Raw genomic sequence first — 13,074 nt, forward strand, 5'->3', positions numbered from 1 at the left:
TTCTTTGCCATCTGCGGTCATTTATGCAAATAATCCCGAAATTCCGGTACTTTCCTGGCTGATCTTCTGGATTCTTCAATGTTTTGTCCAAATCCGTTCTGAAAAAACGGCCTTTGTCAGCAGCCTGCAATATCAATACGGTATCAATACGGAATCAATACGGATTTCATCCGTAATGATTCCGTATTGATACCGTATTGATATTTGGAGCCCTGGCTGGAATGGGAGGTTGATTTTTTGATTTTTGCGTTTTGGCTGGCTGTTCCCGCAAGGCCTGGATTCAGGGACCCCGGAAACCAGGCCTCATGGTCAATGCCTTCAGAGATTGCCAGAACAAACTCGGTTCGTATCGGCGCTGCTGGTCATGCCTGGTTCGTTTTCCCAGCCAGGACGCTTGCTGACAACAGCGGATACTACTGGGAAGCGGAGCGGATGATCTGAGGCAGGTCGGCGATCACAGAGTCGAGCAATTCGGGCCGGCTGCCGCCACCCATGGCGGAATCTGGCCGGCCTCCACCCTTTCCTTCCAGCCGGGCGGAAACCGCTTTCACGATGTTTCCGGCGTGGAATTTGGGCCGCAGGGCCTCCCCCACCACGCAGAGCAGGGTCACCTTGCCCGCGGACACGGAGAAGAGCAGAGCGATGGCGTCGGCGGCATGGTCTTTGAGGGAATCGCCCAGTTCGCGAAGTTTGGCGGCATCGGCATCGAGCTTCACGCTGAGCAGCTTGAAATCTCCCAGGTCCAGGGTCCCGCGGATCAGTTCCGCGGCCTCGGCCCCGCACTGTTGGGCGTCCAGCCGTTTGAGCTGCTGTTCCAGTTCCAGCACCCGGTTTTGCAGGGCTTCGAGCTTGGTGTCCAGCATCTTTTCGGGAACGTGGAGCTTTTCGGCCAGCAGGGCCAGATGGTGCTGGAGCCCCAGCACAAACTGTTCCGCGGCACGGCCGGTGAGAGCTTCGATGCGCCTGATCCCGGCGGCGGAAGAGCTTTCGGAGATGATCTTGAAAAAGCCGATTTCCCCGCTGGCGGCGACGTGGGTGCCGCCGCAGAGTTCTTTGGAAAAGCCGGCCACACTCACCACGCGCACCCGCTCGGCGTATTTTTCCCCGAACAGGGCGATCGCGCCTTCAGAGCGGGCCTCGGCGATGCTTTTCACTTCCACCGACACGGGGCGGTTGTCGCGGATGGCGGCGTTGACGATGTTTTCGATGGAATTGGCCTGGGTGGGAGACAGGGCCTGCATGTGAGTGAAATCGAAGCGCAGATGATCAGGGCCCACCAGCGAGCCCTTCTGCTGCACGTGTTCGCCCAAAACGGCGCGCAGGGCTTTGTGGAGCAGATGGGTGGCGGTGTGGTTGCGCATGATGTCCTGGCGCCGGGGCAGATCGATCTCCGCGGTGACGGGATCGTGATTCACGGCCCCGCTGATGAGGGCGCCGATGTGGATGAAACGGTCGTCGTTCTTTTTCACCTGGCTCACCCGCATCTCAAAGCCGGAATTGTGGATGCGGCCGGTGTCGGCCAGCTGGCCCCCGGATTCGGCGTAGAAGGGGCTGCGGTCCAGCTGCAGGTGCAGGAAGCCGTCTTCGCTGACGCGGTAACGCTGGATGTGGGCGGTGGCGGAGTGTTCCTCATAGCCCAGGAACACCGTTGGAGACGAGGGTTCCAGTTCGACCCAATCCGCGGAATCCGCTGCCAGGGAGAATTTGGAGCTTTTCCGGGCCCGGGCGCGCTGGGCTTCCATCTCTTCCTCGAAGCCGCGGGTATCCACCCGGAAATTCTTTTCGGAAGCCAGGATCAGCGTGAGATCGAGCGGAAAGCCGTAGGTGTCGTAAAGCATGAAGGCATCTTTGCCGGGGATGAGGTCGCCGTCGAGGCGGGCGCAGATCTCGTCGAGCTGCTCCAAACCCTTGTCCAGGGCGGCGGTGAAGCGTTCCTCCTCGGCCTTGATCACCATGCGGATATAGGCTTCCTTGCCCGCCAGCTCGGGAAAGTGGTGGCCCATGATGGCGGTAACGCTGTCCACCAGATGGAACATGAAGGGTTCGGCAAAGCCCAGCAGGCGCCCGTGGCGGGCGGCGCGGCGCAGGATGCGGCGCAGAACGTAGCCGCGGCCTTCGTTTGAGGGGAAGCCGCCGTCGGCGAGGGCAAAGCAGAGGCAGCGCACGTGGTCCGCGATCACACGGTGCGAGGTTCCGGTCTCAGGGGTATAAGGCACTCCGCTGAGTTCGGCCACACGCTCGATGATGGGCAGGAAAAGGTCGGTTTCGTAGTTGCTGTGCTTTGACTGCAGCACCTGCACGAGGCGCTCGAAGCCGGCCCCGGTATCCACGTATTTGTTCTTCAGGGGGGTGAGGGAGCGGTCCGCCTCGCGGTTGTACTGGATGAAAACCAGGTTCCAGAGCTCGATGTAGCGGCCGCAGTCGCCGCAGATCTCACAGACGTGGCCTTCCAAGCCCTGTTGGGAACAGTGGTCCGGGCCGCGGTCGATGTGGATCTCGCTGCAGGGTCCGCAGGGGCCGGTATCCCCCATTTCCCAGAAATTGTCCTTGTCGCCCTGATAGGATATGTGGGCGGGATCGATATCGGTGACGGATCTCCAGAGCTCGAAGGCCTCCTGGTCGCTCTCGTGCACCGTGGCGTAAAGCTTGGCCTTGGGCAGTTGCCAGACGCCGGTTAGCAGTTCCCAGGCCCAGAGGATGGCCTCTTTTTTGTAGTAGTCGCCGAAGGACCAGTTGCCCAGCATTTCGAAAAAGGTGTGGTGATAGCCGTCCCGGCCCACTTCCTCGAGGTCGTTGTGTTTGCCGCCGGCGCGGATGCATTTCTGGCTGTTCACCGCGCGTTTGGCCTCGGCATCCTTCAGGCCCAGGAAAACGTTCTTGAACTGGTTCATGCCGGCATTGGCGAACAGCAGGGTGGGATCGTCCTCCGGGATCACGGGCGAGGAGGGGACGAACTGGTGGCCCCGCTCCAGGAAGAAGTCGATGAAGGCCTGGCGGATCTCTTTACTTGTCGGCACTTGGCGTTTCTCCCAGTCCCTCGATCTGGTCATAGTTTTCGATGATCCATTTTTCGGCGCTCCAGGCGGCCACGGCGCCGTCGCTGGTGGCGGTTACAACCTGGCGCAGCACGGTGCTGCGGATGTCGCCGGCGGCGTAGATGCCGGGGACGTTGGTGTGCATGTGGTCGTCGGTGATCACGAAGCCGCCGCCGTCCAGTTTCAGGCGCGATTCAAACAGCTCGCAGTTGGGCAAAATGCCCACGTAGATGAAGATCCCGTCCACGGGAATGAAGGAAATGGCGTTGGTTTTGCGGTTCACCAGCTCCAGCTTTTCGATCTTGCCGTCGCCGTGGATCTCCTGCACCACCGTATCCCAGATGAATTCCATCTTGGGGTTGTTGAAGGCGCGTTCCTGGATGATCTTCTGGGCGCGCAGCTCGTCGCGGCGGTGGATCACGATCACTTTTTTGGCAAAGCGGGTGAGGAAAAGCCCCTCCTCAATGGCGGAATCGCCGCCGCCGACCACGGCCACCACCTTGTCGCGGTAGAGCGCGCCGTCGCAGGTGGCGCAGTAGGAAACGCCGCGGCCGGTGAAGCGCTCTTCTCCGGGCACGTTGAGCAGCCTGGGATGGGCGCCGGTGCAAACTATGAGGGCTTTGGCGCGGTAGCTGTTTTCGCGGGTCTCGATGATCTTGCAAAGCCCTTCCAGGCCAATGGCGGTCACCTCTTCATCGATGAAGCGGGTTTGGAAGCGCTCGGCCTGCTGGCGCATTTTATCGGTGAGGTCAAAGCCGGAAAGCGGCTCGGGAAAGCCGGGATAGTTCTCCACTTCGTCGGTCACGTTGATCTGGCCACCGATGATCCCTTTTTCAAACAGACCGGTCTTGAGTCCGCCGCGGGCCGCGTAGATGGCCGCGCTCAGCCCGGCGGGTCCGCCGCCGATTATCAATACATCGTAGTTCATTTAGTACCTCATTGGTGAAAATTCTCAGATATATACGTGTGTTTTGAACCGCCCTCCTCCGTCAAGAAAATTATCGGGGGCGGCCATCGCCGAAAAGAACTTGACCGAATAGGCGGAGGGAGGTTTTGTGGAAAAAAACACAAATTTGGGAGCAATGGAATGAGCTTGCCGGTTTTGATATGCGAGGCGGCGAAGGCGGGAAGGAAACGCCATTCAGATGCGGCCCCCAGAAGGGGACAGGCATGAATTACCGCGTTTCCGTGCTGCAGTATGAGCCGCGCCTGCTGGACCCGAGGGACAATCTGGAGCGGCTGACGCGGCTGCTGAGCGGATTGGAGACCGATCTGGTGGTGCTGCCGGAGCTTTGCGCCTCCGGATATGTGTTCCTCTCCCGCGAGGAAGTGGCCTCCGTAAGCGAGGAAGTGCCTTCCGGAGCGGCTTTTGGAACCTTCGGCAACTTGGCTCGGGAAAACAAGTTCAGCATCGTGTACGGCTTTGCCGAACGCAGCGGGGACAGGTTTTACAACTCCGCGGCCCTGATCAATCCTGACGGTAGTTACCACGTTTACCGGAAAACCCACCTCTTCAACCGCGAAAAACTCTTTTTCACCCCCGGCGACACCGGCCTCAACGTGTTTGCCGCCAAACAGGATGTGCGGGTGGGGATGATGGTCTGCTTCGACTGGCAGTTTCCCGAAGCGGCGCGGACCCTGGCCCTGAGAGGCGCGCAGATCATCTGCCATCCCTCGAACCTGGTTCTTCCCTGGTGCCAGCAGGCAATGATCACCAGAAGTTTGGAAAACCGGGTCTTTACCATCACCTCGAACCGCACCGGTGAGGAAAGCAATGGGGATGTAAGCCTCGATTTCACCGGCCAGAGCCAGATCCTGGGCACCAAGGGCGAGATCCTTGTCCGGATGAACGAGAGCGAAACCGGGGTGCGCACCTGCGAGATCGACCCGGACCTCGCTCTGGACAAGCAGGTGACGCCGCTGAACAATGCTTTCACTGACCGGCGCCCAGCCCTCTACGAACCATGAATGACGAACTGAAACAGGAAATGGAGCGGCTGCGGGCCGAGATCGAGCGCCACAACCTGCTTTACTACGAGCTGGCCAATCCCTCCATCAGCGATTACGACTACGACCAGCTGGTGCTGCGGCTGAAAGAGCTGGAAGCAAGGCTGGAAGGGGATGAGCGCGGCGAATCGCCCCTGGAGAGGGTGGGCAGCGACCTGCGGCCGGGAGCGGAGACCATTGCCCATCTGCAGAGGATGTACAGCCTGGAAAACAGCTATTCCGCCGAGGAACTGGAGCAGTGGTGCGCCAAACTGGCCTCCGAACTGGGTTTCTTTCCTGACCTGACCACAGAGCTCAAGATCGACGGCTTTTCCATCAACCTCTTTTACGAAGGCGGCGAGTTGCGCTACGCCACCACCCGGGGCGATGGAGTCACCGGCGAGGTTGTGACCACCAACATCCGCACCCTAAGCGCCATTCCAGACAGGATCCGGCACCTCTCCCCCATCGAGATCCGGGGTGAGATCTACATCCCGGTGGCTGATTTTTTGAAGCTCAACGAGGAACGCACCGCCAACGAGGAAAAGCTGTTCGCCAATCCCCGCAACGCCGCGGCCGGCTCCATCAAGCTCAAGGACCCCGGAGAGGTGAAAAAGCGCCATCTGAACGCCATCTTTTACAGCGTGGGCCACAGCCCGGGGCTGCCCGCGCAAAGGCAATCCGAACTGCTGGCCTGGCTGGCTGGGCTGGGATTTCCCACGGCAGGCCAGTTCAGGGTTTGCGCCAGTTATGCCGAGGTGAGGGAATTTTGCGATCGCTGGGAAAATGAGCGTTACAGCCTGCCCTACGAGATCGACGGAGTGGTGGTGAAGGTGGACGAACTGGCGCTGCAAAAGCGTTTGGGCTACACCGCTAAAAGCCCCAAATGGGCGGTGGCCTTCAAATTCAAACCGGAGGAAAAGGAAACCCGCCTGCTGGAGGTGCAATACCAGGTGGGACGCACCGGCGCGGTGACCCCGGTGGCCATTCTGGAGCCGGTTTACATCTCCGGCAGCACCGTCTCGCGCGCCACTTTGCACAACGAGGATGAGATCAAACGGCTGGACCTCCATCTGGGAGATGCCGTACGCATCATCAAATCCGGCGAGATCATTCCCAAGATCCTGGAAGCCGTAGCGGCCAATAGGCCTCCAAACGCCTTTCCGGTGGGCTTTCCCGACAACTGCCCGGTCTGCGCCAGCCGGCTCGAGCGGGACGAGGAAGGCGCCATCAGCTATTGCCCGAACGCTTCCTGCCCCGCCCAGTTGCAGCGCCGCATCGAGCACTTTGCCTCCCGCGACGCCATGGACATCGGCGGCCTGGGCGCCAGCCTGATCGCCAGAATGCTGGAGAAAGAAATGATCAGAGGGCTGGAGGACATCTTTCAGCTGGATTATGAGGCTCTCGCCCAGCTGGACCGCTTTGGCGCTAAATCCGCCGCCAACCTCAAAAACTCCATCGAGGCCAGTAAAACCAGGAATTTCGATCGGCTGCTCTTCGCCCTCGGCATCCGCTATGTGGGCTCCGTCACGGCGCGCCATCTGGCAGAGTATTTTGGCAATATCGACGCACTGCTGCGGGCCGGCGAGGACACCCTGGCCCAGGTGCCGGAAGTTGGGGCCAAGATCGCCCTCGCGCTCAAAGCCTGGTCCGGCAACCCCGCCAATCTGGAGCTGGTGCAAAAACTGCGTGCCCAGGGCCTGCGCTTCAGTTTCGAGCAGCGGCGCGAGTCGGAAAGCCTGGCCGGCAAGACCTTTCTGCTTACGGGCAGCCTGGAAAACCACGACCGCAAGGCCATGGAAGAAATCATCCGCAGCCACGGCGGCCGCATCGTGAGCGGCGTGAGCGCCGGCCTGGACTATCTGGTGGTGGGCGCCAAACCCGGCTCCAAACTGGCCAAGGCCCAGAAGATACCCTCCATCCAAATCATCAGTGAAAACGAACTCCTGGAGCTGATCGGCCGATGAAGATCCTCTCGCGCTACATTCTTCGGGAACATGTCGCGCCATTTTTCCTGTCGCTGCTGGTGGTCACCTTCGTGCTGCTGATCGACCGCGTGATCGATCTGCTGGACCTGATCATCGAGAAGAAGCTGGACGCCAACACGGTGCTGCAGCTCTTCGGGCTTTCCTTGCCCTACATGGTCGCGCTTTCCATCCCCATGGCCGTGCTGGTGGCCACCATCCTGGCTTTCGGGCGCATGACCGTGGACCGCGAAACCATTGCCATGAAATCCAGCGGCATCAATCTCTACCGCCTGCTGGGGCCGCTGATGCTCACAGCCCTGCTGCTCACCGGGGTGATGGCCTGGTTCAACCACTATTTTCTGCCCAACGCCAACCACAAGCTGAAGAACCTCACCGTCAAGATCGCCTACTACCGGCCCATGACCATCATCAAACCCAACGCCTTCACCACCCTCACGGATTACACCATCTTCGTGAAGGACAACCAGAACAACGAGCTGCGCGACGTGCTGATCTACGACCGCAGCCAGACCAAGCTGCCCCGCGTGATCATGGCCGAAACCGGCGAGGTGGTGCAGCTGGACAACGGCAACAGCCTCCAGATCATCCTCCACAGCGGCGAAATGCACGAACGCAACGAACGGGAACAGGGCAAATACCAGCTGCGGCGCTTCGAAACCTTTTCCGTGTATATCAGGGACCTGGCCACAAACCTGGATTTCGCGGACAGCGCTTACCGCAGCGACCGGGAAATGACCTATCCCCAGCTGATGGCGGGCATCCGGGCCAAATCGTCCGAGCTGGCGGACAAAGACAGGGAACTGGGCAACCTGTCCCGGCGCCTGCAAGAGCTGGAAGGCAGGCCCAAAGACTACGCCAGCGGCGTGGAACAGAGGCGCCTGGGCATCATGAAGACCCAGGCGGAGGACCAACAGAGGCAGATCAACGAAAACCTGCGCTCGCTGCAGGTGGAGTACCACAAGAAATTCGCCCTCTCCTTCGCCATCGTCATCTTTGTGCTGGTGGGCATCCCCCTGGGCCTGATGACCCGCACCAGCGGCATCGGCATGGCCTTTTCGGTGTCCAGCGTGATCTTCCTCATCTACTACGTGGCCCTCACCGGCGGAGAAGAGCTGGCGGACCGCGCCCTGATGAGCCCCTTCCTTTCCATGTGGCTCACCAACATCGTGTTCATTGTCCTGGGGGCCCTGCTCATCTTCCTTTCCCTGCGGGAAAAACACCTTGTCAACCTCAACCTGCTCAGCTGGCGGCTTTCCCACCGCAAGGTGAAGCTGCAAAACGCTCCCGACGAGCTGATCCACTGAGGCGAACATGCGCGTGCTCGACCGTTATTTGATCCGGGAATTCCTGAAGACCTATCTGATCGTCTTCCTCTCCTTCTCCGTGGTCTTCATCGTCATCGACGTGATCGACAACCTTGCCCCCCTCATGCGCAGCGGCGCCACGCTCCAGCTGGCCATCCTGTATTATCTGCTGCGCCTGCCCTATCTGATCGTGCTCACCTCTCCCGTCACAATGCTCATCACAGGGCTGTTCCTGATGAATTCCCTGGCCAGGCACAACGAAAGCGTGGCCATCCGCGCCGCCGGGGTTAGCGTCACCCGCGCGATGCTGCCCCTCTTTGCCCTGGGCCTGCTGATCAGCCTCGGAGTGGCGGTCTTTGGGGAATATGTGCTGCCCTGGGCGGAAAAAACGCGCAACTACGTTTACGACGTGAAGATCCAGGGCGCGCAGGCGGAGGACAACCTGCTCAAGGCCAGGGTGCACTATCAGGGCACTAAAAACGACTTTTACTATTTCGCCTTCTTCGATGGCTATCAAAACACCATCCGCGTGATCGACCTCACCAAGCTCGACCCCAAGGACAAAGAGATCGCCGAGCGGGTGACGGCCTCCTCCGCCGTTTGGCAGAAAGACCGCTGGCTGCTGCAGGATTGCGAGATCCGGCGCTTCGACAAAGGCAAACAGACCTACCACGCCTATTACCCCAGCACCACCCTGCCCCTGCTGGAGGTGAAGCCCGAGGATTTCGTGCGCATCACCAAAAAAACGCTCTCCCTCACCTTCCCCGAGCTGCGGGACTACATCGCCCGGCTGAACAAGATGGGCGAGCCCGCCAACCGCGAGACGGTGGACCTGCACATGAAGCTGGCCTTCCCCCTCACGAACCTGATCGTGATCTTCTTCTTCATCCCCGTGGCCACTTCCAACACCCGCTCCAAAAGCCGCGGCCTGGTGTTCCTGCTGGGCCTGGTGGTCTGCTTCCTCTACCTGATCATGGTGCGCGTGGTGCAAAGCCTGGGCTACAGCGGCGTCATCCCGCCCGTCTGGGCCGCCTGGCTGCCCAATTTGTTCTTCACTTTGCTGGGCCTGGCCTTCCTCCGCAAAGCCGAGATCTAAAAAAAACCTTGTAGAAAAACAGCCTCTGAAAATATTGGCTTTTCAAACCGAATTTTACCCATCATGGGAGGAGATAAATGCTCGACAGCCTTAGAAAAAACCAAAAAATGATCGTTTACATCGTGGCCGCGGCCTTCATCCTCAGCCTGGGTGCCGGCGGCATCTTCGGCGGGGAACAGCTGATGGAATCGTTCCGAGGAAAATACCTGGGCAAGGTGAACGGAACCACGATCAGCCCGCAGGAATTCAACGCCAAGGTCCAGGAAGTGGTCCAGCGCTATGAGAATCAGGGCCAGACCGTGGACGAGACCATGATGACCTATGTTTACAACACTGCCTGGCAGGAGCTTGTGGACAACGCCATCTGGCAGCAGCAGATCAAGAAACACAAGATCAAGGTTTCCGAAACCGAGATCAAGAACGCCATGGAAAACGAGATCCCGCCGGAACTGCAGCAAAACCCCAACCTGCAAACCAACGGCAGGTTCGACAAGAGCAAATACTTCGCGGCCCTGAACAACAACTACGAGCTCCGCGCCGCCATGTATCAGAGCATGCAGGAATATCTGCCCAAAAAGAAGCTGCAGGACAAGATCCGCAAAGAAGCCAAGATCACCGCCGACAGCCTCAAGGCCGAATACATCAAGGATTCGGACAGCGTAACCGGCAAGGCCGTCTGGTTCGATTTCAACCTGGCCGACAGCTCCGCGGTGAAGGTTACCGACGCCGAGGTGAAAAAATATTACGAAGCCAACAAGGACAAGGAATTCAAGAAAGGCCCCGCCTCGCGCCTCAAATACGTCACCATCCCCATCAAACCCTCCGACCAGGATTACAACGACGTGAAGCTGGAGATCGATGAGATCTACAACCGGCTGGTGCGCGACGCCCAGAATTTCGCCGACCTGGCCCTCGAATATTCCGAGGACCCCGGCTCTGCCGAAAGGGGCGGCTCCCTGGGCAGGTTCAAGCGCGGCCAGATGGTCCCCGAATTCGATAAGGTGGCCTTTGCCCTCAAGGCCGGCCAGATCTCCAAGCCCTTCAAAACCCAGTTCGGCTGGCACATCGTTCGCTGCGACACCATCTTCCCCGCCCCGGCCGGACAGGAAGAGCTTTCCGCCAGCCACATCCTCTTCAAGGTGAACACCACCGAATCCACCCGCAACGACCTGCGGGACCAGGCCAAAGACGCCGCCAAACTGATCTCCAAACAGGGCATCGACAAGGCGGCCAAAGCACTGAAGCTGGAAGTAACCACTTCGCGCTGGCTGGCCCACGACAATCCCCAGATGGAAGGTTTCGGCGAGCACGGAGGCCTCTACCAGTTCATGAAATCCAAAAAGGCCGGCAAGGTCTCCGATCCCTATCTGATGAAGATCAACGGCGAAGACAGCTATGTGATCGCCCAGATCACCGACAACAAGAAAGTCTATTACGAGGATTTCGCCGAGAAAAAACTCCAGATCAAATTCGACCTCGAGAAGCAGAAAAAGATCGCCCACGTGAAGGCCAAGGCCGAAAACTTCGTGAAGCGCGTGGCCAAGGAAAACTACCTCACCGCCGCCGTGCAGGAAGGCTGGAAAGTGATCGACCTGAAAGACCACAAAGCCAAATCCCGCCTGGCCGCTCCCGTGAACGCCCAGATGGACGATTTCGACAAAGCCGCCCTCGCCCTCAATTCCGGGGCCTGGTCAACCCTCATCACCACCAAGGAAGGCCCCTTCCTCATCCTGGCCGAAAGCCGCAACAAACCGAACCTGCAGGCCTTCGACAAAGCCAAGCAGGAAGAGCTCCGCGACAGGCTGGAAGAAGCCGCCTTCAACCGTTGGTTCCAGCAGCTCCGCAAGGATGCCAAGATAGTTGACAACAGGTATATATACGGTTATTAAAAGCCCATGAGCAAGTTGATGACCGGCGTTAGCGGGGTCCGGGGAGTCTTTGGCGACACCCTGGGCCCCGAAGTCGTTCTGCGCTACGCGGCACGCTTCGGAAGCTTCATTTCCCAAAATTCTCTCTCCCCCGCCCGCGGCTCCAAACCCAGGATCGTGGTGGGCAGGGATTCCCGCACCACCGGCGTGGCCATGCTGAACTCTGTGACGGCCGCCCTGCTCAGCGTGGGCTGCGACGTTATCGACCTGGGCATCGTGGCCACCCCCACCGTGCTTTTGAATGTGCTGAAACACTCCGCCCAAGGCGGGATCAGCATCACCGCCTCCCACAACCCCCCTCAGTGGAACGCCCTCAAATTCGTGGACGGCGACGGCATGTTCCTGGCCGCCGAAAAAGCCGCCGCTTTCCTGAGCTCGGTGGCGGAACCTGTGGCTTGGAACGGCTGGCAGGACATGGGCCTGCTGAGCGGGGACACGCAGGGCACCGCCCATCACCTGGACAAGGTTTTGGGCATTCCCTGGCTGGATCTGGACCGGATCCGCGCCCGCAAATTCAAGGTTGTCATCGATTCCGTGAACGGAGCCGGCGGCCTCATTTCGCCCCTGCTGCTCAAAGCCCTGGGCTGCGAGGTCATCGCCATCAATTCCGCCCCCACCGGCGTTTTCGCCCATCCCGCCGAACCCCTGAACGCGAACCTGGCCCAGCTCGAGGAAGAGGTTCGCAAAAACAGGGCCGACCTCGGCTTCGCCACCGATCCCGACGTGGACCGCCTGTCCATCGTGGACGAACATGGCGCTTGCATCGGTGAGGAATACTCCGTGGCCCTCGCGGAACTCTTCATCCTGCCCAAAAACCCCGGCCCCATCGTTGTCAACCTTTCCTCCTCCATGCTTTCAGACCACATTGCCACCCGTTTCGGAGTGCAGGTCCACCGCGCCAAAGTGGGCGAGATCAACGTGGGCAAGCTCATGCGGGAACTGAAGTCCCCCGTGGGCGGCGAAGGCAACGGCGGCATCATCTGCCCCGAAGTGAACTACACCCGCGACGCCGTCGCCGGCATGGCCCTCATCCTCGGTTTGCTGGCCGAAAGCGGCAAAACCGTTTCCCAAATGGTGGATGATCTGCCCCGCTTCTACTTTGCCAAAGGCAGGCTTGAACTGCCGCCTGAACGCATGGACGCGGCCATGGCCAGCCTCCCCGGCCTTTTGGCAGCCTACGAACTCGACCAGCGCGACGGCGTCAAAGCCACCGCCCCGGACCACTGGATCCACGTGCGCAAAAGCGGCACCGAACCCATCATCCGGATCTACGTGGAAAGCCCCTCCCTGGAACGCTCCACCCAACTCTGCCAGGACCTCATCGCCAAACTCAGCGTTTAATAAGTTACTCCCGGCCGGGGATCCTTTCCCAAACCAAGCCCAACCCACGCGTCATTCAAAAAAACCATACTGGAGTCGAACCTTGCTCGAGTTAAGCGAGTCACGAGCATCGACTGCAGCAGAACATCCCCCTCCCTTCCCTAAACCCACGTCATTCCGGACGCAGGTGCTTCAGCGCCGGAGATCCGTCGGGGGCCCCAGTCGCTGGCGCGACTACCCCGGAATGACACTCTGGGACTTGGTGGGGGATGGTTTCTGGATTCGATTCACCCCACCGGCCAACAAGTTGTCCGGCGAGGACCCCGACGGGTGAAGACCGGAATGACGTGCGTTTGCGGCGTGGCGGAGGATGTTTAAATCCGTAAATCCGTGCAATCCGTGAATCCGTATGAAAAT

At 59.7% G+C, this 13,074-nt stretch carries 9 protein-coding genes; 7 read left to right on the forward strand and 2 right to left on the reverse strand.

The features are described 5' to 3' along the window. Positions 1 to 190: hypothetical protein (locus LHW45_04525; GenBank protein MCB5284839.1), on the forward strand; the 190-nt coding region annotated here is incomplete at its 5' end. Between the two features lie 223 nt (positions 191 to 413). Here LHW45_04525 and alaS read toward each other — a convergent pair. Together alaS and trxB are read right to left on the reverse strand one after the other, a co-directional pair. Next, positions 414 to 3,017: an alanine--tRNA ligase gene (alaS, locus tag LHW45_04530; GenBank protein MCB5284840.1), complete on the reverse strand. Its 2,604-nt coding sequence runs from the start codon at positions 3,015 to 3,017 to the stop codon at positions 414 to 416. Next, on the reverse strand, positions 3,004 to 3,963 hold the full coding sequence (gene trxB / locus LHW45_04535) for a thioredoxin-disulfide reductase (protein ID MCB5284841.1): 960 nt from the start codon (positions 3,961 to 3,963) through the stop codon (positions 3,004 to 3,006). The genes alaS and trxB overlap by 14 nt, the downstream gene beginning before the upstream one ends. A 242-nt stretch (positions 3,964 to 4,205) precedes the next feature. Here trxB and LHW45_04540 point away from each other — a divergent pair, with 242 nt between their 5' ends. The 6 genes from LHW45_04540 (at position 4,206) to glmM (ending at position 12,678) form a co-directional block, all read left to right on the forward strand. Next, positions 4,206 to 5,003 (forward strand): beta-ureidopropionase, encoded by a 798-nt coding sequence (locus tag LHW45_04540; GenBank protein ID MCB5284842.1) that lies wholly within the window; start codon positions 4,206 to 4,208, stop codon positions 5,001 to 5,003. Then, on the forward strand, positions 5,000 to 6,988 hold the full coding sequence (gene ligA, locus LHW45_04545) for an NAD-dependent DNA ligase LigA (GenBank protein MCB5284843.1): 1,989 nt from the start codon (positions 5,000 to 5,002) through the stop codon (positions 6,986 to 6,988). Before LHW45_04540 ends, ligA begins: the two co-directional genes overlap by 4 nt. Further along, positions 6,985 to 8,313: an LptF/LptG family permease gene (locus LHW45_04550; protein MCB5284844.1), complete on the forward strand. Its 1,329-nt coding sequence runs from the start codon at positions 6,985 to 6,987 to the stop codon at positions 8,311 to 8,313. Before ligA ends, LHW45_04550 begins: the two co-directional genes overlap by 4 nt. Positions 8,314 to 8,320: 7 nt before the next feature. Beyond that, positions 8,321 to 9,409, forward strand: a complete 1,089-nt coding sequence (lptG, locus tag LHW45_04555; protein MCB5284845.1) for an LPS export ABC transporter permease LptG — start codon at positions 8,321 to 8,323, stop codon at positions 9,407 to 9,409. A 77-nt stretch (positions 9,410 to 9,486) separates the two neighbouring features. Next, positions 9,487 to 11,298, forward strand: coding sequence for a peptidylprolyl isomerase (locus tag LHW45_04560; protein MCB5284846.1), 1,812 nt, complete (start codon positions 9,487 to 9,489; stop codon positions 11,296 to 11,298). 6 nt (positions 11,299 to 11,304) lie between these two features. Beyond that, a complete protein-coding gene (gene glmM, locus LHW45_04565) occupies positions 11,305 to 12,678 on the forward strand; it encodes a phosphoglucosamine mutase (protein ID MCB5284847.1) in 1,374 nt (457 codons plus the stop codon). The last annotated feature ends 396 nt before the right edge of the window (positions 12,679 to 13,074 follow it).

This window comes from Candidatus Cloacimonadota bacterium (assembly GCA_020532085.1).
Classification (GTDB): Bacteria; Cloacimonadota; Cloacimonadia; order Cloacimonadales; family Cloacimonadaceae; genus Syntrophosphaera.

Excerpts from the sequence above, each read along its gene's own strand:
- LHW45_04540 (MCB5284842.1), top strand. The coding sequence starts at position 4,206 with ATGAATTACCGCGTTTCCGTGCTGCAGTATGAGCCGCGCCTGCTGGAC.
- lptG (MCB5284845.1), top strand. The coding sequence starts at position 8,321 with ATGCGCGTGCTCGACCGTTATTTGATCCGGGAATTCCTGAAGACCTAT.
- trxB (MCB5284841.1), bottom strand. The coding sequence starts at position 3,963 with ATGAACTACGATGTATTGATAATCGGCGGCGGACCCGCCGGGCTGAGC.
- LHW45_04550 (MCB5284844.1), top strand. The coding sequence starts at position 6,985 with ATGAAGATCCTCTCGCGCTACATTCTTCGGGAACATGTCGCGCCATTT.
- LHW45_04560 (MCB5284846.1), top strand. The coding sequence starts at position 9,487 with ATGCTCGACAGCCTTAGAAAAAACCAAAAAATGATCGTTTACATCGTG.
- glmM (MCB5284847.1), top strand. The coding sequence starts at position 11,305 with ATGAGCAAGTTGATGACCGGCGTTAGCGGGGTCCGGGGAGTCTTTGGC.
- ligA (MCB5284843.1), top strand. The coding sequence starts at position 5,000 with ATGAATGACGAACTGAAACAGGAAATGGAGCGGCTGCGGGCCGAGATC.